Origin of the sequence: Serratia proteamaculans, from assembly GCF_008830365.1 — a bacterium.
Taxonomy (GTDB): Bacteria; Pseudomonadota; Gammaproteobacteria; order Enterobacterales; family Enterobacteriaceae; genus Serratia; species Serratia proteamaculans.
On record NZ_WBKI01000001.1, the window covers coordinates 968,351 to 989,378 of the forward strand.

Sequence of the window (21,028 nt, forward strand, 5' to 3'; positions counted from 1 at the left end):
GCTCAATGGATTGGGCTGTTCGCCAGAGTGCGATACACTAATGCTATTGCTTATTAACCCATGAAGCCTCTATGCGTGGTTTACCCCTTTGGATTTTGTCGTTGAGTTGCCTGGCGGGCACCGCCCTGGCCTCAACACCTCCTGCGCCCACAGCGGCTCCCCCGTTGCCGGACATCCGCCAGAGCGGCTTTGTCTACTGTGTCAGCGGCATACTGAACACCTTTAACCCGCAGATGGCCAGCAGCGGCCTGACGGTCGATACCCTGGCTGCACAGCTGTACGACCGCCTGCTGGATGTCGACCCCTATACCTACCGCCTGATCCCTGAGCTGGCGCAAAGTTGGGAAGTGCTGGATAACGGTGCGACCTACCGCTTCCATTTACGCAAGGACGTCCCTTTTCAGAGCACCGCCTGGTTCACACCAACCCGTAAACTGAACGCCGACGACGTGGTATTCAGCTTCGAGCGCGTGTTTAACCAAAAGCACCCTTATCATGACGTCAACGGCGGCGAGTATCCGTACTTTGACAGCCTGCAGTTTGGCGACTCGGTGCAAAGCGTGAAAAAGCTCGACGACTACACGGTTGAGATCCGCCTGCAAGCACCGGACGCCTCTTTCTTATGGCATATCGCGACCCATTATGCGCCGGTACTGTCGGCGGAATACGCTGACGACCTGACCCGTGAAGGCCGCCAGGAGATGATCGACCGCGAACCGGTTGGCACCGGCCCCTTCCTGCTGAATGAATACCGCTCGGGGCAATATATTCGTCTGGCGCGCAACGACGTCTACTGGAAAGGCAAACCACGCATGCCGCAGGTGGTCATCGACCTGGGTGCCGGTGGCACCGGCCGGTTATCCAAGCTGCTGACCGGCGAGTGTGATGTGCTGGCCTACCCGGCCGCCAGCCAGCTGTCGATCCTGCGTGATGACCCGCGCCTGCGCCTGACGTTGCGCCCGGGGATGAATATCGCCTATCTGGCCTTCAACACCCGTAAACCGCCGCTCAACGATTTGAAAGTCCGTCAGGCGATTTCGCTGGCGATCAACAACCAGCGTCTGATGCAGTCGATTTACTACGGCACCGCAGAAACGGCCGCCTCCATTTTGCCGCGCGCCTCCTGGGCGTACGACAATGATGCGCACGTCACCGAGTTTGATCCGGCCAAATCACGCGAAATGCTGAAACAGGCTGGCATTGAGTCACTGAACCTTCGTCTGTGGGTGCCTACCGCGTCGCAATCCTACAACCCCAGTCCGTTGAAAACTGCCGAGCTGATCCAGGCCGATTTGGCCCAGGTAGGGATTAAAGTCACCATCGTGCCGGTCGAAGGCCGCTTCCAGGAAGCACGGCTGATGGAGATGAATCACGACCTGACCCTGACCGGCTGGGCCACCGACAGTAACGATCCGGACAGTTTCTTCCGTCCATTACTGAGCTGCGCGGCAATCCGCTCGCAAACCAACTATGCTCACTGGTGTGACCCGGGGTTCGACGAAGTGCTGCAAAATGCCCTGCTGTCACAGCAGTTGGCGCAGCGAATCGAAAACTATCAGAAGGCGCAGAAAATTCTCGAACAACAACTGCCGGTGTTGCCGTTGGCGTCTTCATTGCGCCTGCAGGCCTATCGTTACGACATCAAAGGACTGGTACTGAGCCCGTTCGGCAATGCGTCATTTGCCGGCGTGTTCCGTGAATCTGCGGAGGGGCCGAAAAAGTGATTATCTTTACCTTACGTCGTTTCTTGCTGCTGCTGATCACTCTGTTCTTCCTGACGCTGGTCAGCTTTAGCCTGAGCTATTTCACACCGCGCGCGCCGCTGAACGGTGCCGCCCTGCTGGACGCCTACCAGTTTTACTTTGTCAGTCTGTTGCACTGGGATTTTGGCGTCTCCAGCATTAACGGTCAGGCTATCAGTCAACAGTTGGCTGAAGTGTTCCCGGCAACCATGGAACTGTGCATTCTCGCGTTCACCCTGGCGCTGTTTATCGGCATTCCGCTGGGCATTATTGCCGGCGTGATGCGCGGTAAATGGCAAGATACGGCCATCAGCACCTTTGCGCTGCTCGGTTTTTCAATGCCGGTATTCTGGCTGGCGCTGCTGCTGATGCTGTTTTTCTCACTGCACCTCGGTTGGCTGCCGGTTTCCGGCCGTTTCGATCTGTTGTATCAGGTTAAGCCGATCACCGGTTTCGCCCTGATTGACGCCTGGTTATCTGATTCACCCTATCGCAGCGAAATGATCGGCAGCGCATTACGCCACATGATCTTGCCGATCGCCGCACTGGCGGTGGCACCGACCACCGAGGTGGTGCGTCTGATGCGCATCAGCACCGACGACGTGCTCAATCAGAATTACATTAAGGCCGCCGCGACCCGCGGGTTATCCCGTTTCACCATTATCCGCCGCCACGTATTGCATAATGCGTTGCCGCCGATCGTGCCCAAGCTGGGGCTACAGTTCTCTACCATGCTGACGTTGGCGATGATCACCGAAGTGGTGTTCAGTTGGCCGGGCCTGGGGCGCTGGATGATTAATGCCATCCGCCAGCAGGACTATGCGGCGATCTCCGCCGGTGTGATGGTGGTCGGCACGCTGGTGATCACCATTAACGTGCTGGCCGATATTTTGGGCGCCGCCACCAACCCACTGAAACATAAGGAATGGTATGCCCTTAGATAACGTATACCGCGAAAAGAAAATGCCGAGTCCGCTGCTCTACACCTGGCGGATTTTTTACGGTGATGCGCTGGCGATGATTGGCTTCTACGGCGTGATAGCGTTGCTGCTGCTTTCCCTGTTCGGCAGCCTGCTGGCGCCTTATGCACTAGACCAACAGTTCCTGGGCTATCAACTGTTGCCGCCTTCCTGGTCGCGTTACGGCAACGTTTCCTTCTTCCTCGGTACTGACGACCTGGGCCGCGATATTCTCAGCCGTCTGCTGGCGGGTACCGCCTCTACTTACGGTGCCGCACTGCTGGTCACAGTGGCGGCCGCTATTGTCGGGGTGATCCTCGGGGTATTCGCCGGCGTGACTCGCGGTTTTCGTTCTGCGGTGCTCAATCATATTCTCGACACCCTGCTTTCCATCCCTTCGCTGCTGCTGGCAATTGTGGTGGTCGCGTTCCTCGGCCCCAAGCTCGAACACGCCATGCTGGCCGTCTGGCTGGCGTTGTTGCCACGCATGGTCCGCACCATCTACAGCGCAGTGCACGACGAGCTGGAAAAAGAGTATGTAGTCGCGGTGCGTCTGGACGGTGCCTCTACGCTGCAGATTTTGTGGTACGCCGTGATGCCAAATATCGTGGCGGTGCTAGTGACTGAATTTACCCGCGCGCTGTCGATGGCGATCCTGGATATTGCCGCCCTCGGCTTCCTTGACCTCGGCGCACAGTTACCCTCTCCGGAATGGGGAGCCATGCTCGGCGATTCGCTGGAGCTGGTGTATGTCGCCCCCTGGACGGTCATGCTGCCCGGTGCCGCGATCCTGATCAGCGTGCTGCTGGTTAACCTGTTGGGCGACGGTATGCGCCGCGCAATCAATACGGGGGTGGAATAATGCCATTACTTGATATCCGCAACCTGACGATTGAATTTATGACCGCCGAAGGGCCGGTCAAGGCGGTTGACCGCGTCAGCATGACGCTGAGCGAAGGGGAAGTACGCGGCCTTGTAGGGGAATCCGGCTCGGGCAAGAGTTTGATCGCCAAGGCGATCTGCGGCGTCACCAAAGACAACTGGCGCGTTACCGCGGACCGCTTCCGCTTTGACGATATCGATCTGCTGCAGTTAACCCCGCGTGAACGACGCAAACTGGTCGGGCATAACGTCTCGATGATTTTCCAGGAGCCACAGTCCTGTCTGGATCCCTCCGAAAGCATCGGCCGTCAGCTGGCGCAGGCGATCCCGGGTTGGACCTATAAAGGCCGTTGGTGGCAGCGTTTTAACTGGCGCAAACGCCGCGCTATTGAGTTGCTGCACCGGGTGGGCATCAAGGATCATAAAGACATTATGGGCAGCTTCCCTTATGAGCTGACCGACGGTGAGTGCCAGAAAGTGATGATCGCCATCGCCCTGGCCAATCAGCCGCGCCTGTTGATTGCCGATGAGCCGACCAACGCCATGGAGCCGACCACCCAGGCCCAGATTTTCCGCCTGCTGGCGCGCCTGAACCAAAACAACAACACCACCATTTTGTTGATCAGCCACGATTTGCAAATGATGAGCAAATGGGCGGATCGGGTCAACGTGCTGTACTGCGGGCAGACGGTGGAAAGTGCCCAGTGCGAAGACCTGCTGGCCGCACCACACCATCCTTACACCCAGGCGCTGATCCGCTCAATGCCGGACTTCGGCCGCGCGCTGCCGCATAAAAGCCGGCTCAATACTCTGCCGGGAGCTATTCCCTCACTGGAACATTTGCCGATCGGTTGCCGCCTGGGGCCACGCTGTCCCTATGCACAGAAAAAATGTATTGAAACACCACGCCTGCGCCCGGTGAAAAACCACCTGTTCGCCTGCCACTTCCCGTTGAACATGGAGGAGCAATAACATGGAAACGCTGTTGGAAGTGCGCAATCTGAGCAAAACCTACCGCTACCGCACCGGGCTGTTTCGCCGTCAACACGTAGAAGCGGTGAAATCGGTCAGCTTTACGCTACGTGAGCGGCAAACGCTGGCCATCATCGGCGAGAACGGTTCCGGTAAGTCGACGCTGGCCAAGATGCTGTCCGGCATGGTGGAACCCTCATCCGGCGAACTGTTGATTGATGATCATCGGCTCAACTATGGCGATTATCGCTATCGTAGCCAGCGCATTCGCATGATATTTCAGGATCCGAGTACTTCGCTCAATCCGCGTCAACGTATCGGCCAACTGCTGGATGCCCCATTGCGGCTGAATACCGAAATGGCCGCCCCAGAGCGCGAGCAGCACATCAACCAGACGCTGCGCCAGGTAGGGATGCTGCCGGACCACGCCAATTATTACCCGCACATGTTGGCTTCCGGTCAGAAACAGCGAGTGGCGCTGGCCCGAGCGCTAATCCTGCAACCCAAGGTGATCGTTGCCGATGAAGCACTGGCCTCTCTGGATATGTCGATGCGCTCGCAGATCATCAACCTGATGCTGGAGCTGCAGGACAAACACGGCATATCCTATATCTACGTGACCCAGCATCTGGGGATGATGAAACACATCAGCGATCAGGTGATGGTGATGCACGAAGGGGAAATTGTTGAACGCGGTAGCACTGCCGAAGTGTTGGCTTCCCCGCTGCATGAACTGACTAAACGTCTGATCGCCAGCCACTTCGGCGAAGCCCTCACTGCAGACGCCTGGCGGCGCGATGGCGGCAGGTTCTGACCCCCTGCGATCGTGAAAACCCGCTTCCGAGCGGGTTTTTTATTGCCGAAACGGCATGGCGCTTAGCCAAAATCCTCAAATACAAATTACAATTTTGTTATATATCATTATATTTTATTCCATTCAGTTATTGATTAGCACTTAACATTATTTTATCTCGCCAATCGAATCGGTGAGGATATCCCCTACGTTGAGCTTATTAAACGACAGGATATCGCACTGATGACCAGCCCCCGCAATCGCCGACTCACGCAGTTCTTGCTCGCTTTAGCCGCAGGTTTCTCTGTTTATGGCCACGCACTGTGTTGCGATGGTCAGCGCTGATCCTGTCATTTCGTGCCCCTCTACGGGCATGTTGCCTTTTTATCTTGCCGCCGCTGCCTTACGTATCGGTGGCTGTTGCTATTGATTAAGGATCCTCCCCTATGGAACTACTACGTCGACAACATAATGCCCAGTGGTATCACGAAACCCAAAGCAGCGTCCGGGGTGACCAACCGCTGGAGCCACAGGCCGCCGGCATCCGCGATCGCTTCCTGCTGGGGTTGGGAGCCTTTGCCGACGAAGCGTTGAACAGCGCATTGACTGCCCGCGGCGGGGTGTTTAACGCCTCGCTTGCCAGTTATCACGTGCTGTTCCCGGACCAGATCGAATTAACCCGCGTTGTGACATTGTCACCTTATGATCGTCTCAGCACCGCACTGACCGTCGCTCAGGTGACCGGGGTTCAGTCTCTTTGTAGTCACTACGCTGCCCGCCTCGCCCCGCTTTACAGCCCCGACGCGTCACGTGAAAGCAATATACGCCTGGCCCAAATCACCCAATATGCCCGCCAACTCGCCAGTCAGCCGACCTTGATTTGCCCTAAAGCCTTACAGCAGCTCAGCGATGTCGGGTTAAGCCCGGCAGATATCGTGGCGTTTTCACAAATTATCGGGTTTGTCAGCTATCAGGCACGCGTAGTCGCCGGTGTCGCGGCCTTAGCCGGGCGCCCCACCGGTGTGGTGCCCGGTTTTCCGAACATAGAGGATGCAAAAGGCGTGGAATTCACACAGGAAGAACTGGCCTGGCAATCACGACTGCCGTCGGTGGGGCTGGAAGAGGCCCGCGCTGAACAGCTCGACGTGCTCGATCAAAGCCATCCCGATGCCCGCAGTGAGTCTTATTATCTGTTGCTGGCTCATGATGGTCCGGCACTGCGTGAACGCAATGGCGTGTTTAACAGCATCAACGCCGAGGGTTATGGCCTATCGGCTCGATTGAAAGCGCTGGCGACGCTGGCGGTTTCCCGCATTAACGGCAGCCGCTACTGCGCATCCACCGTCGCACAGGATATTGAAGATGACTTATTGGTCAGTGCCCTGTTCGACAATGTTCATCACGGGCTGGAGAGTACCGATAATTCAGTTTCTCAGGCGGTGATCCGGGTGGTTGCAGACCTGACCCGCACGCCGGAAAAATTCACGCCACGCAGCGTGCAGCCATTGTTTAACAGTGGGCTGAATCAGGCGCAGGCGCTGGACGTGATCCTAACCGGGGCGCTCTATGCCTGGGAGAACCGTTTACGCCAAACCCTGGGGGACACACAGCGCCTCAGCGAAAGCCAGGCGGAATAAGTTACCGCAATAGCCAACCGCGCGCGGCATCAAAGAAGTGCTGCGCCAATGGTGATGCACGCCCCGGCTCGGCGGCCACCACGGCGGCATGGCGCGACATTGCCGCGATAGCGATTGGTCGGCGTTGCAGCTCTGGCATCATGGTCGGCAACAGGTTGCCGTGCGGAAACACCCCGCATCCCAGTCCAACAAAAATGCCCTGCAGCAATTGGAATATCGAGGTAGTTTCCATGCGCACATGCAGCGTCAAACCGGCTTCACGGAAGTTTTGATCAAGGTAGCGGCGGAAGTAACGCGTCGGTTCCGCCAAACACAGCGGCAATGCGGCTATTTCCTCCAGCGTCAGTGGCGCATCCCCTGCCAATTCGGGGAAATGCTCGGGGTGGTACACCAGCTCAACGCCGGCATCCGCCAGCGGTTGCGACTGGAAATGGAGTTCCTGCAGCGTGGAAAGCTCAAAAAATCCGATGCCAATATCCACGGTATGTGCCGTCAGCGCCTCGAGTAACTGATCGGCGCTCAGTACCGATACCCGGTAATCCAACTGAGGAAAACGCTCACTGACCGCCTTTAACATTTGCGCCAGTGAAATGCTGCACTGAGGAACGGCGCCGATGCGCAGCGTGCCGTTAAGACCGTGCTTAAGTGACTCCACCTCCAGCTTCAGTCCCTGATAAACCGAGACAATCTCACGCGCCCACGACAACACCCGCTCACCTTCGGCAGTAAAGCCTTCGAAATTGTTACCGCGGTTGATCAACGAAACACCCAGTTCTTTTTCCAGGTTTTTCAGTCGCATAGATAACGTGGGTTGGCTGACGAAGCTGGCTTCGGCCGCCCGACCAAAGTGGCGCTCCCGTTCGAGATTACACAGGTAGATCAGTTGCTTAATATCCATAAAACGGCTCAATAAGTCATGACTGGCCTGAGTATATCATCGCCGCAGGATTTCGGGCGCAGCACCCTGCGCCCGGAGGGTCAGATTTTCAGCTTCACATAGTCCATCAGGCGCGAGAACATGCCGCCCTGATTGACCGGCTGCAACGCCACCAGCGGCAAGGTTTTCAGTACTTTGCCGTTATCGCTGATACGAATTTCACCGATCGCTTGCCCCTGTGCCAACGGCGCATCAAGACGCGGCGTATTGATCACATATTGCGCTTTCAGTTTGGCCGCCTCACTTTTCGGCAGGCTGAAGTATTGATCCTGCGCACTGCCCACCGTGACCTCATGGCGGTCGCCGTACCACACTTTTTCCTGGCCCAGGTTTTGCCCGGCGCTGAACAAATGCACGGTGGCGAAATCACGCAGGCCCCAGGTCAGCAGTTTACGTGCCTGTTCTTCTCGTCCTTTCGAGCTTTTACCGCCCATCACCACCGCAATCAGTCGGCGGTCACCTTCGGTAGCAGAGGCAATAATGTTAAAACCGGCAGATTCGGTATGCCCGGTTTTCAGGCCGTCCACCCGCAGATTTTTGTCCCACAACAGCCCATTGCGGTTCTGCTGGGTGATGCCATTCCAGGTCAGCGATTTCTCGCTGTACATATGGTATTCCGCCGGCTCACTCATGATGATGGCACGTGAAATCACCGCCAGATCGCCCGCCGTGGTGAATTGCCCCGGCGCATCCAGGCCGTGGACGGTTTCAAAATGGGTATTTTGCAGACCCAACTGGGCGCTCTTTTCATTCATCAGTTTGACGAATGCGGCCTGACTGCCCGCCACGTAGTCCGCCATGGCTACGCAGGCGTCGTTGCCAGAGTCAATGATAATGCCGCGGCTGAGATCGCGAACCGTGACCCTGTCACCTGGCTTCAGGAACATCAGCGATGAGCCTTTGAACACCGGATTGCCCTGCGCCCAGGCATCTTTACCCACCGGTACCACGTCATCCAGACCAATCTTGTGTTGATCGAGCGCGTGATCAATCACCAACCCGGTCATCAGTTTGGTCAGACTGGCCGGATTACGCCTCTGATCGGCATTTTCCTGTGCCAGTACCTGGCCAGTGGTGTAATCCATCAGCACGTAAGAGGCGGCGTCTATCGCCGGCGGGGCATTAAGGGGAAAGTTGAGTGGCGCATCTGCCGCCTGTACCGCCAACGGCAGCAAAACCCCGGTGATAACCACCAATACTGAACGCTTCAATTGCTGTTCCTCAGGCCCTGCGGGCAAAATAAAATACCAATATAATCCGAGGCATAGACTGCATTAATTGTGGCGAAAGCGGAATCATTACTCTTTTTCAGCACATGTCATTATGCAACCATTTGTTTGCCCGGGCCGAGCATGCGATAAACCGGCTCTATGCCGCCATAGCCCCATTCGATTAGACGCTGAAGCCGCGCCCTCCTAAACTTGTGACATAAACACTGAAAGCGCTTAAAAAAGCGTTCACTTTTTAGCTACAACCACCTGCGAAGACCAAAATGAAATTTAAACCGGCAATAAAGCCTTATACCGGCGCGGCGGGCGGCTGGGGTTCACTCGAAGCCACCACTCGCTATGTGCTCGACAGCAAACAGACGCTGAAAAATCTGCGTAACCTGATGCGCGTAAATAAGGCCCGTGGCTTCGACTGCCCGGGCTGCGCCTGGGGCGATGATAATCACAGCACCTTCAGCTTCTGCGAAAACGGCGCCAAGGCGGTCAGTTGGGAAGCCACGCGTAATGCGGTCGAACCGGAATTCTTTGCCGCTCACAGCGTCAGCACTCTGCAGCAACAAAGCGATTACTTTCTTGAGTATCAGGGCCGCCTCACCCACCCAATGCGCTATAACGCCGAAACCGACCACTATGAACCGATCGGTTGGCCAGACGCGCTGGCATTGATTGCCCGGCACATCAGGCAAATGGATAATCCGAACCAGATCGAGCTGTATACCTCGGGGCGCGCCAGTAACGAAGCCTCCTACCTGTATCAACTGTTTGGTCGCATGCTCGGCACCAGTAACTTTCCTGACTGCTCCAACATGTGCCACGAAGCCAGCGGCGTCGGGCTGAAACAAAGCATCGGCGTGGGTAAAGGCACCATCCGTATGGATGATTTTGAAAAGGCCGATGCCATCTTCGTCTTTGGTCAGAACCCCGGCACCAACCACCCGCGCATGTTGCACAGCCTGAAAAACGCGGCCAGCCGTGGGGCGCGTATTGTCAGTTTTAACACCCTGCGCGAACGTGGGCTGGAGCGCTTTGCCGATCCGCAAAGTCCGATTCAAATGCTGACGCCCAAGTCATCACCGATCAGTTCGTCCTATTTCCAACCCAACCTCGGCGGAGATATGGCCGCGGTACGCGGCATGGTGAAAGCTTTGCTTGAAGGCCACCGTCAGCACTTGGCTGCCGGTGAGCCAGGCCTGTTCGACCTGGCCTTTATTGAGCAGCACAGCGTCGGTGTGGAGAGCTATCTGGCGCAGGTAGATGCCACCTCATGGGAGCAAATCACCCAGCAGTCCGGCCTCAGCGAAGCACAACTACGCCAGGCGGCGGCCATTTATCAGGGTGCCGAACGCGTGATCTGCACCTGGGCGATGGGCATCACCCAGCATAAACACTCAGTACCGACGGTGCGTGAGATCACCAACCTGCAACTGCTGTTCGGCCAGTTGGGTAAACCGGGTGCCGGCCTGTGTCCGGTACGCGGCCACAGTAATGTGCAAGGCAACCGCACCATGGGTATTGATGAGAAGTCGCCCAAGGCGCTGCTAGACAGCCTGGAGCAACATTTTAACTTCTCGCCGCGACGCGAACCGGGCCATAACACGGTAGAGGCGATTGAGGCCATGCTGCGTGGTGAAGTGAAGGTTTTGCTGGCGCTGGGCGGTAATCTGGCCGCCGCCGCACCGGACACCGAACGCACAGCCCGCGCTCTGCGCTGCTGCGACCTCACGGTGCATATCAGTACCAAGCTTAACCGTAGCCATCTGGTCACCGGCAAGGACGCACTGATCCTGCCGACGTTGGGCCGCACCGAGCAGGACTTGCAGGCCAGCGGCCCGCAGTACATCACGGTAGAAGACTCGTTCAGCATGGTGCATGCCTCTGAAGGCGTCGGCAGGCCGCTGGCGGAAACCCAACGCTCGGAAACCGCCATTGTCTGCAGTATTGCCGATGCGGTACTGGGCAACCAACAGCTCGACTGGCTGGAGTTGGCGGATGACTATTCATTGATCCGCAATCATATTGCCGCCACCATTCCGGGCTTCGAAGATTTTAACCATCGCTGCGATCAGCCGGGCGGTTTCTATCTGGGCAATGCCGCCGCCGAACTGCGGTTCAATACGCCGAGCGGCAAGGCGGAATTCGGGGCTGCCCCGTTGCCGGACAGCCTGTTCCCACAGTTGGATGGTCGCCAGGCACCCTTCACACTGCAGACCTTGCGCTCGCACGATCAGTACAACACCACCATCTACGGGCTGGATGACCGCTATCGCGGCGTGTATGGCCAGCGAGAAGTGCTGTTTATTCACCCGGAAGATCTGGCGGCACTGGATATGCAGGACGGCGAACTGGTGGAGATCGAAACCCTGTGGAATGACGGTATCACCCGCAAGGTGAGCGGTTTCAAACTGGTGAGCTACGATATCCCGCGCGGCAATCTGGCGGCCTATTACCCCGAGACCAACCCGCTGGTGCCCCTGGCCAGCTTTGGTGACGGCACCGGCACGCCGACCTCCAAGTCGATCCCGGTTGAGATCCACCGTTGCGTCGCGCAGCCGACGCTGCGTATCGCCTGACCCGCAGCGCCCGGTTTACGCCGGGCGCGCTAATATATAGTTGAAAAAATCACTTGGGATGGTCATTGAATTATCCTAGAGTCGTACCGACAACCTAAGAGGGAATCCTATGCCACTGAATGATTTACTGACGTTGCCAGGTGTGACTGCCCAACCGGAAGCGGTCACCGACGGCTACGTGTTCAATCACACCATGCTCCGTGTCAAAGACCTGAGCAAAGCGCTGGATTTTTATACTCGTGTGCTGGGTTTCACCCCGGTGTACCTGGAAGAATTCAAAGAAGCCGCGTTTACTATTTGCTATCTGACCCGTAGCCCACGCAATCAGATCCCTCAGGATGACGCCGAGCGCAAACGCTGGGTGCTGAGCCAGCCTGGCATTTTGGAACTGACCCATAATCACGGCAGCGAACAGCAGGCCGATTTCCACTACCACAACGGCAACAGCGAGCCACGTGGCTTTGGCCACCTGTGTGTCACCGTGCCGGACGTGCGTGCCGCCTGTGAGCGTTTTGAGCAGTTGGGTGTGAACTTCCAGAAGCGCCTGCATGAAGGCCGAATGAACTACGTGGCCTTTATCAAAGATCCTGACGACTACTGGATTGAAATACTGCAGCCAACGCCGCTACAGGACTGATTTCGCCCCACTTCTCCCCGGTCTGCTGAGCCGGGGTTTTTCTTTCCGGCGATTGAACGCTCGATATTCCATGAAATCACGAGCCAACGCGGGAAACCACGACGTTAGGCTTGCTCGCAGCAGGTGATTCGCGTAAAACTGTCAGCCGCAAATCTTGCCACTCACAACCCATTCACTGGACGATATGTTTCAAGATAACCCGCTGCTGGCGCAGCTTAAACAGCAACTTCACTCTCAGACCCCGCGCGTTGAAGGCGTAGTAAAAGGGACTGAGAAAGGCTTTGGCTTTCTTGAAGTAGACGGTCAAAAAAGTTATTTCATTCCGCCACCGTACATGAAGAAAGTCATGCACGGCGATCGGGTGAGCGCGACCCTGCACACCGAGAAAGAACGCGAAATCGCCGAGCCGGAAACCCTGATCGAGCCATTCCTGTCGCGTTTTGTCGGCCGTGTGCAAAAGCGCGATGACCGCTTGTCCATCGTGCCCGATCATCCTTTGCTGAAAGACGCGATCCCATGTCGTCCAGCGCGTGATCTGAAGCATAACTTCCAGGCCGGTGACTGGGCAGTTGCCCAAATGTGTCGCCACCCGCTGAAGGGCGATCGTGGCTTTAACGCCGATCTGACCCATTTCATTACCGACGGTGAAGATCACCTGGCACCGTGGTGGGTAACTCTGGCCCGTCACAATCTGGAAAAAGAAGCCCCGGAAATGATCGCTACCCGCGAGCCGGACGTTTCGTTGCCGCGTGAAGATCTGACTGCGCTGAACTTTGTCACCATCGACAGTGCCAGCACCGAAGATATGGACGATGCGCTGTTCGTGCAGGACAACGGCGACGGCACACTGCAGTTGACCATCGCTATCGCCGATCCGACCGCTTACGTCGAGCAAGGTAGCCCATTGGATGAAATCGCCCGCAAGCGCGCCTTCACCAACTACCTGCCGGGCTTCAACATCCCGATGTTGCCCCGTGACCTGTCAGAAAACCTGTGTTCACTGCGCCCGAACCAACGCCGTCCGGTGCTGGCCTGCCGCGTGACCGTCGGTGCCGACGGCGCATTGGCTAACGACATTCACTTCTTCGCCGCCGAGATCGAGTCAAAAGCCAAACTGGTTTATGACGAAGTGTCCGACTGGCTGGAAGGCATTGCCGGCTGGCAACCGCCGAGTGACGACATTGCGCAGCAAATCACCCTGCTCAAGCGCGTGTGCGATGTGCGTAACGCCTGGCGCCACCAGCATGCTCTGGTGTTCAAGGATCGCCCTGACTACCGCTTTGTGCTGGGCGAAAAAGGCGAAGTGCTGGAGATCGTCACCGAGCAGCGCCGCAGCGCCAATCGCATCGTTGAAGAGTGCATGATTGCTTCTAACGTTTGTGCCGCTATCGTGCTGCGTGACCGTCTGGGCTTCGGCATTTACAACGTGCATACCGGTTTCGATCCGCTGCTGGTCGAGCAGGCGGTTACCGTGCTGCAGGCTAATGGCGTAGAAGCCGAAGCCGAGAAACTGCTGACGCTGGACGGGTTCTGCGAACTACGTCGTCACCTGGATTCACAGCCGACCCAGTTCCTCGACAGCCGCATCCGTCGTTCCCAGACCTATGCCGAGATCAGCACCACACCGGGCCCGCATTTCGGCCTGGGGCTGGAAGCCTACGCCACCTGGACCTCACCGATCCGTAAATACGGCGATATGGTTAACCACCGCCTACTGAAAGCCATTATTACCGGGCAGTCCGCTGAGAAACCACAGGATGAAGTGACCGTCCAGTTGGCCGAACGCCGTCGTCTTAACCGCATGGCGGAGCGCGACGTAGGTGATTGGCTGTACGCTCGCTACCTGAAAGATAAAGCTGGCACCGATGAGCGCTTCAATGCGGAAATCATCGACGTGACCCGCGGCGGGCTGCGTGTGCGCCTGCTGGACAACGGTGCTGTAGCCTTTATCCCGGCACCGTTTATTCACGCGGTGCGTGATGAAATGGTCTGCAGCCAAGATACCGGCACGGTGCAGATCAAAGGCGAAGTCGTCTATCGTCAGGGTGACAGCCTGCAGGTCACTATCGCCGAAGTGCGTATGGAAACCCGCAGCGTGATCGCCAGACCGGCGGCCTAACCCCGCGAGACTCATCTCACGTCAGACAAACACCGGACGGGTCAACCTCCGGTGTTTTTTTCGCCTGTTGATGACCACAACAATCTCATCACATTGTTTTTACGCCATTACTTAACCAGCATCACATTTCTCATCCGACCTGCTGTTCTTCACGCGCAAAACTCCTACTTTTAATGGGTATCCATTATCCATAACAACATCGCTTTCTTTATTTCTGCACACCAAGGAGTCGTTGAAGATGAAGAACGTCAAGTCTGGGATCATCTGGCTGGTAGTGGCGTTGGTGGGCGCATTTGCCTTCGCCATGCTGGCCCTTAGCCGTGGTGAACATGTCAACGCGGTTTGGCTGGTGGTGGCGGCGATTGCCTGTTACAGCATCGCTTACCGCTTCTATAGCCTGTTCATCGCCAAAAAAGTATTTGAGCTCGACGATCGCCGCATGACGCCGGCGGAGCGTCGCAATGACGGGCTGGATTATGTCCCTACCAACAAGTGGGTGCTGTTTGGTCACCACTTTGCCGCTATCGCCGGAGCCGGGCCGCTGGTTGGCCCGATCCTGGCGGCGCAAATGGGTTTTCTGCCCGGCACCATCTGGATCCTGGTGGGGGTGATGCTGGCCGGTGCGGTGCAGGACTTCCTGATCCTGTTCATTTCCACCCGCCGCGACGGTCGCTCGTTGGGTGAAATGGCCAAGCAGGAACTGGGGGCCTTTGCCGGGGTGATCACCATGCTGGGCGCACTGGGAGTGATGATTATCATTCTGTCCGCGCTGGCACTGGTGGTGGTAAAAGCCCTGGCCGACAGCCCATGGGGATTGTTCACCATCGCCGCCACCATTCCTATCGCGCTGTTTATGGGCGTGTATATGCGTTTCATCCGTCCAGGTAAAATCGCTGAAATCTCGGTGGTGGGCTTCGCCCTGATGCTGCTGGCGATCATTTATGGCGGCAATGTGGCACAAGACCCCTACTGGGGCCCCTTCTTCACGCTGCACGGCACCACGCTGACCTGGGTGCTGGTGGTCTATGGCTTCGTCGCCTCGGTGCTGCCAGTGTGGCTGCTGCTGGCACCGCGTGACTATCTGTCCACCTTTATGAAGATTGGCGTTATTATCGGGCTGGCGGTCGGCATCGTCTTCGCCATGCCAGAGATGAAAATGCCGGCGGTATCGCGCTTTATCGACGGCAGTGGCCCGGTATTCGCCGGTTCGCTGTTCCCGTTCCTGTTTATCACCATCGCCTGCGGCTCGATTTCGGGCTTCCATGCACTGGTATCCAGCGGCACTACGCCGAAGCTGGTGGAACGTGAAAGCCACATCCGTTTTATCGGCTACGGCGCCATGCTGATGGAGTCCTTCGTGGCGATCATGGCCCTGATCTGCGCCTCGGTCATCGATCCAGGCGTTTACTTCGCCATGAACTCGCCGGCGGCGCTGATCGGTACCACGGTAGAGAATGCCTCGCAGGTGATCAACGGTTGGGGCTTTATGATCACCCCGGAAACCCTGACGATGATTGCCAAAGACGTTGGGGAGCATTCGATTCTGTCACGTGCGGGTGGCGCACCGACCTTTGCGGTGGGTATGGCGCACATCATTACCGAGGTGTTCAACAGCCGCGCGATGATGGCGTTCTGGTACCACTTCGCCATTCTGTTCGAAGCCCTGTTTATTCTGACCGCCGTCGATGCCGGGACCCGCGCCTGTCGCTTTATGGTGCAGGATTTGGTCGGCGTGGCAATCCCAAGGCTGGCCAATAACCGTTCGTGGTTCGGTAATCTGGCGGGCACTACGGTAGCCGTCGCCGGCTGGGGCTTCTTTGTGTATCAGGGGGTAGTTGATCCGCTCGGCGGCATCAACACCCTGTGGCCGCTGTTTGGTATCGGCAACCAGATGCTGGCGTCGATGGCGCTGATCCTCGGTACCGTGGTGCTGTTCAAAATGAAAAAGCAGCGCTATGCCTGGGTGACTATCCTGCCGACCGTCTGGCTGTTTATCACCTCAATGACCGCCGGCTGGCAGAAAATCTTCCATGAGAAACCGAGTATCGGCTTCCTGGCGCAGGCGAAGAAATTCTCTAACGGTATTGAGCAAGGTACGTTGATCGCCCCTGCCAAAACATTGAAGGATATGGAAACCATCGTTTTCAGCAACCAGATTAACGCCGCGCTCTGTGCTTTCTTTATGCTGGTAGCGGTCACCATGCTGGTCTCCGCCTTCTTTGTGATCCGTCGTGCGCTGAACGCCAGCCAGCCAACGGTGAAAGAGTCGCCGATCGTCCTGCGTGAGAATGGCTAACCCTGCGATTGAGTGCGGCATATCGCGCAACTATTTATAAATAACCGGGCACTGAGTCAGTGCCCTTTTTTTCGCTTATTTCACAAGTCAGTTCAGCAAGTTAGTCCCAAACGCCCCCTGCCAATCCTGCTCGAACTTTTCTACCGCTGCCTGAACCGCCGGGGCAGTAAGGAACTGCTCAGCCACGTCGACCGGCAAGGTGATGGCCTGGCAGCCCGCCAGCAAGCATGCCAACGCCTGACGCGGCGTTTTAAAACTGGCGGCCAACACCCGGGCTCCCGGCGCATGCAGCGTCAGCAACTGCTGCAACTCATGCACCATTTCGATACCGTCGCCGCCCTGCGCGTCCAAACGGTTAACGTAAGGCGCCACGTACTCCGCCCCGGCCAGCGCCGCCAACAACCCCTGACCTGCACCATAGACCGCCGTCCCCAAAGTAGGGATCGACATCGCCTTCAGTTTTTTAATCGCAGCCAGCCCTTCCGCGGTCGCCGGCACCTTCACCACCAGCCCCGGCACCCGCTGATGAAGCAACGCCGCTTCGGCCACCATGCGCTCGGCATCGTTGGCCATCACCTGAGCAAACAGCTTGCCAGTGCCCCCCAGCGCATCGCGCAGCGCCGGTAACACCTCCCAAATGGGCTTTCCTTCTTTGGCAACAATGCTTGGGTTGGTGGTCACACCGTGCAACGGCAGGATGCGCGCCAGACGTTTTACTGCGTTCACATCAGCGGTATCGAGATAAAGCTCCATTATGGACTCCTGAATCTTCTGTGGGCGAATTCAAACTCTCATCATAGTAGGGCATGCAATGCGTTTATATTTGATCGAAATCAAATCAACTTTCATTCGAAACAACTTTAATGACATCAGTAAAGCAACTGAATGACAGGTGACTCGTGATCTTCAATCTGCAGCGCTATTCCACCCATGATGGCCCCGGCATTCGCAGCGTGGTATTCCTGAAGGGCTGCTCACTCGGCTGCCTCTGGTGCCAGAACCCGGAAAGCCGCGCGCGACAGGCCGATCTGCTGTTCGACCCTCGCCTGTGCCTGAGCGGCTGCACGCTGTGTGGAGACGACCACTCGCCGGCAATCCGGCGGATAGACGGTAACCTGGTGATCCAACGCGATTTGCTCAGCCATGAAGATTATGCCGCATTGGCCGCCCGTTGCCCAACCGGCGCACTCAGCCTGTGCGGTAACGCGGTTAATATCGACGATATCATGGCCGAAGTGTTGCGCGACCGGCCCTTTTATTTACGTACCGGTGGGGGCCTGACGCTTTCTGGCGGTGAACCCTTTATGCAACCGACCGTGGCGGCAGAACTGCTGCGTCGCGGTCATGACGCCGGTATTCATACCGCGGTAGAGTCCTGCCTGCATACCCCGTGGTCGCACATCACCCCTTCACTGCCCTGGCTTGACCTGATGCTGGCGGATCTGAAACACGTCGATGAACGACGTTTCAAACAGTGGACCGGCGGATCCGCCAAACGGGTGATGGATAACTTCCGCCGGCTGGCAGCCCATGGCACCCCAACTACCGTACGCGTACCGCTGATCCCAGAATTTAACGCCGATCGCCATTCTATCCGCGCGATTGTCGATTTCGCTGCCGATGAAGCCGGTGCCAAAGAGATCCATTTCCTGCCGTATCACACGCTGGGCATCAATAAATACCACTTGCTTGGCGAACATTATCACGCTGCCCGTACCCCACTGGATGCGCCCGAATTGCTGGCCTATGCCGAGCAGTACGCCGAAGCCAAAGGGCTGACCGCCATTTTGCGAGGATAACATCATGACCACGCTGGACCTGACCACCCTGACCGCACGTACCCTGGCCCACAAGAACGCACTGATCCATATCGTCAAACCGCCGGTTTGCACCGAACGCGCACAGCATTATACCGAGGCCTATCAGCAGCATCTGGATAAACCCTTGCCGGTACGCCGGGCACTGGCGTTGGCCAACCATCTGGCCAAACGCACGCTGCGAATTGACAACGATGAGCTGATTATCGGCAACCAGGCCAGCGAATTACGCGCCGCGCCGATCTTCCCGGAATATACCGTCGGTTGGGTCGAAGATGAGATAGACCAGTTGGCCGACCGTCCGGGTGCCGGTTTTTCCGTCAGCGAGGAGAATAAGGCAGTTCTGCACCAGGTATGCACATGGTGGCGAGGTCAAACGGTGCAGGACCGCTGCTACGGCATGTTCACCGATGAACAAAAAGCCCTGCTGGCCACCGGCATCATCAAGGCCGAAGGTAATATGACCTCGGGGGATGCACACCTGGCGGTGAATTTCCCACTGCTGCTGGAAAAAGGCCTCGACGGGCTGCGTGACAAAGTGGATGAGCGCCGCAGCCGCATTCGGCTCACCGACTGGCAAGAGCTGCAGCAAGAGCAATTCCTGAAGGCCATCGACCTGACGCTGGAAGCACTGAGCGAACATATCCTGCGCTTTGCCCGGTTGGCCCACAGCATGGCCCAGGCGGAAAGCCGTCACTGGCGCAGTGAGGAGTTGCTGGCCATCGCAGAAAACTGCGAGTTGATCGCCCACCGTCCACCACAGACTTTTTGGCAGGCTCTGCAACTGTGTTACTTCATTCAGTTGACGCTACAAATTGAATCCAACGGGCATTCAGTGTCCTTTGGCCGTCTCGACCAATATCTCTATCCCTGGTATCGCCGTGATGTCGAGCTGGAGCAAACTTTGCCGCGCGAGCGCGCGATTGAAATGCTGCACAGCTGCTGGCTGAAACTGCTGGAGATCAACAAGATCCGTTCCGGCTCACACTCCAAAGCCTCGGCAGGCAGCCCGCTGTATCAGAACGTAACTATCGGTGGGCAGCAACTGGTCGACGGCAAGCCGTGCGATGCGGTTAACCCCCTGTCCTATACCATTTTGGAATCTTGTGGACGCCTGCGTTCTACCCAACCCAACCTCAGCGTGCGCTACCACGCCGGGATGAGCAGCGATTTTCTCGACGCCTGTGTACAGGTGATCCGCTGTGGATTTGGCATGCCTGCCTTCAACAACGACGAAATCGTCATTCCCGAGTTTATCAAGCTGGGGGTCGAACCGCAGGATGCTTATGACTATGCGGCAATCGGCTGCATCGAGACCGCTGTGGGGGGCAAGTGGGGCTACCGCTGTACCGGTATGAGCTTTATCAACTTCGCCCGCGTGCTGCTCGCCACGTTGGAACAGGGACGCGATGCCACTTCCGGTCAGATCTTCCTGCCGCAGGAACTGGCGCTGTCACAGGGCAACTTCAGCCATTTCGACCAGGTGTTGGGGGCCTGGGACAACCAGATCCGCTATTACACCCGTAAGTCGATTGAAATTGAGTGCGTGGTCGATAGCGTGCTGGAAGAAAATGCACACGACATTCTGTGCTCAGCACTGGTGGACGACTGTATCGAGCGCGGTAAAAGCATTAAGCAAGGTGGGGCAAAATACGACTGGGTTTCGGGCCTGCAGGTCGGTATCGCCAACCTGGGCAACAGCCTGGCGGCAGTCCGCAAATTGGTGTTCGAACAGGGCGTGATTGGTCAGCAGCAGTTAGCGGTTGCGCTAGCCAATGACTTTGACGGGCTGAGCGGCGAACAGTTACGCCAGCGGCTGCTCAACGCCGCGCCAAAATACGGCAACGACGTGGATGAAGTTGACCAACTGCTGGTGCGGGCTTATCAGACCTACATTGATGAACTCAGGCAGTACCAGAACACCCGTTTTGGTCGTGGCCCGATCGGCGGCACTTACTACGCCGGTACCTCGTCCATTTCAGCTAACGTCCCCTTTGGGGCCGCCACCCTGGCAACGCCGGACGGCCGCAAAGCGCATACGCCGCTGGCGGAAGGTGCCAGTCCGGCTTCCGGCACCGATCACCTGGGGCCTACCGCCGTGTTCAACTCGCTGTCCAAGTTGCCTACCGCGTCGATCCTCGGTGGCGTGCTGCTGAACCAGAAGCTGAACCCGACCACGCTGGAGAACCCGGCCGATCGCGAAAAGCTGATGTTGATGTTGCGTACCTTCTTTGAGGCCTATCAGGGCTGGCATGTGCAGTACAACATCGTGTCGCGGGAAACCCTGCTGAAGGCGAAGCAACATCCTGACCAGTATCGTGATTTAGTGGTTCGCGTTGCTGGATATTCCGCTTTCTTTACCGCATTATCCCCTGACGCGCAGGATGATATTATTGCGCGAACAGAACATACTATTTAAACAATAAATATTAGCGGCC

Annotated in this window: 15 protein-coding genes; 12 read left to right on the forward strand and 3 right to left on the reverse strand. The window is 57.1% G+C overall.

Translation table 11 applies throughout. From position 1 onward, the window contains the following. Positions 1-71: 71 nt before the first annotated feature. The 6 genes from sapA to F8R23_RS04610 all read left to right on the forward strand — a co-directional run bounded on the left by sapA (position 72) and on the right by F8R23_RS04610 (position 6,985). Entirely contained in the window at positions 72-1,724 is a 1,653-nt protein-coding gene (gene sapA / locus F8R23_RS04580) for an ABC transporter substrate-binding protein SapA (protein WP_129934523.1), read from the forward strand. Continuing rightward, on the forward strand, positions 1,721-2,686 hold the full coding sequence (gene sapB / locus F8R23_RS04585; protein ID WP_112349987.1) for a putrescine export ABC transporter permease SapB: 966 nt from the start codon (positions 1,721-1,723) through the stop codon (positions 2,684-2,686). The genes sapA and sapB overlap by 4 nt, the downstream gene beginning before the upstream one ends. Continuing rightward, on the forward strand, positions 2,673-3,563 hold the full coding sequence (gene sapC, locus F8R23_RS04590; RefSeq protein WP_099062885.1) for a putrescine export ABC transporter permease SapC: 891 nt from the start codon (positions 2,673-2,675) through the stop codon (positions 3,561-3,563). The genes sapB and sapC overlap by 14 nt, the downstream gene beginning before the upstream one ends. Continuing rightward, positions 3,563-4,555: a putrescine export ABC transporter ATP-binding protein SapD gene (gene sapD / locus F8R23_RS04595; protein ID WP_012145360.1), complete on the forward strand. Its 993-nt coding sequence runs from the start codon at positions 3,563-3,565 to the stop codon at positions 4,553-4,555. Before sapC ends, sapD begins: the two co-directional genes overlap by 1 nt. A gap of 1 nt (position 4,556) precedes the next feature. Beyond that, the gene (sapF, locus tag F8R23_RS04600; RefSeq protein ID WP_129934522.1) at positions 4,557-5,369 is read left to right on the forward strand and encodes a putrescine export ABC transporter ATP-binding protein SapF; all 813 of its coding nucleotides are present in this window, start codon (positions 4,557-4,559) and stop codon (positions 5,367-5,369) included. A 425-nt stretch (positions 5,370-5,794) separates the two neighbouring features. Continuing rightward, on the forward strand, positions 5,795-6,985 hold the full coding sequence (locus F8R23_RS04610) for a CMD domain-containing protein (protein WP_129934521.1): 1,191 nt from the start codon (positions 5,795-5,797) through the stop codon (positions 6,983-6,985). Between the two features lies 1 nt (position 6,986). On the opposite strand, the gene F8R23_RS04615 is transcribed toward F8R23_RS04610, so the two are convergent. Together F8R23_RS04615 and dacD are read right to left on the reverse strand one after the other, a co-directional pair. After that, entirely contained in the window at positions 6,987-7,883 is an 897-nt protein-coding gene (locus F8R23_RS04615) for a LysR family transcriptional regulator (RefSeq protein WP_112348445.1), read from the reverse strand. An 80-nt stretch (positions 7,884-7,963) separates the two neighbouring features. Continuing rightward, on the reverse strand, positions 7,964-9,133 hold the full coding sequence (gene dacD / locus F8R23_RS04620; RefSeq protein ID WP_129934520.1) for a serine-type D-Ala-D-Ala carboxypeptidase DacD: 1,170 nt from the start codon (positions 9,131-9,133) through the stop codon (positions 7,964-7,966). Positions 9,134-9,414: 281 nt separating this feature from the next. Between dacD and F8R23_RS04625 the strand changes: the two genes are divergently transcribed. From F8R23_RS04625 to F8R23_RS04640, 4 genes are all read left to right on the forward strand, one after another. Further along, positions 9,415-11,721: an FdhF/YdeP family oxidoreductase gene (locus F8R23_RS04625; RefSeq protein WP_151415328.1), complete on the forward strand. Its 2,307-nt coding sequence runs from the start codon at positions 9,415-9,417 to the stop codon at positions 11,719-11,721. A 109-nt stretch (positions 11,722-11,830) separates the two neighbouring features. Further along, positions 11,831-12,358: a lactoylglutathione lyase gene (gloA, locus tag F8R23_RS04630; protein WP_129934518.1), complete on the forward strand. Its 528-nt coding sequence runs from the start codon at positions 11,831-11,833 to the stop codon at positions 12,356-12,358. Between the two features lie 184 nt (positions 12,359-12,542). Continuing rightward, on the forward strand, positions 12,543-14,477 hold the full coding sequence (locus F8R23_RS04635) for an exoribonuclease II (protein WP_129934517.1): 1,935 nt from the start codon (positions 12,543-12,545) through the stop codon (positions 14,475-14,477). Positions 14,478-14,715: 238 nt separating this feature from the next. Continuing rightward, positions 14,716-16,773: a carbon starvation CstA family protein gene (locus F8R23_RS04640; protein ID WP_099062878.1), complete on the forward strand. Its 2,058-nt coding sequence runs from the start codon at positions 14,716-14,718 to the stop codon at positions 16,771-16,773. An 87-nt stretch (positions 16,774-16,860) separates the two neighbouring features. Here the strand turns inward: F8R23_RS04640 and fsa are convergent, their stop codons facing one another. Next, the gene (gene fsa, locus F8R23_RS04645) at positions 16,861-17,526 is read right to left on the reverse strand and encodes a fructose-6-phosphate aldolase (RefSeq protein ID WP_112348452.1); all 666 of its coding nucleotides are present in this window, start codon (positions 17,524-17,526) and stop codon (positions 16,861-16,863) included. A 146-nt stretch (positions 17,527-17,672) separates the two neighbouring features. Here fsa and F8R23_RS04650 point away from each other — a divergent pair, with 146 nt between their 5' ends. Together F8R23_RS04650 and F8R23_RS04655 are read left to right on the forward strand one after the other, a co-directional pair. Then, a complete protein-coding gene (locus F8R23_RS04650; protein WP_129934516.1) occupies positions 17,673-18,572 on the forward strand; it encodes a glycyl-radical enzyme activating protein in 900 nt (299 codons plus the stop codon). Positions 18,573-18,576: 4 nt separating this feature from the next. After that, positions 18,577-21,009, forward strand: a complete 2,433-nt coding sequence (locus tag F8R23_RS04655) for a formate C-acetyltransferase/glycerol dehydratase family glycyl radical enzyme (RefSeq protein WP_151415329.1) — start codon at positions 18,577-18,579, stop codon at positions 21,007-21,009. Positions 21,010-21,028 lie beyond the last annotated feature (19 nt).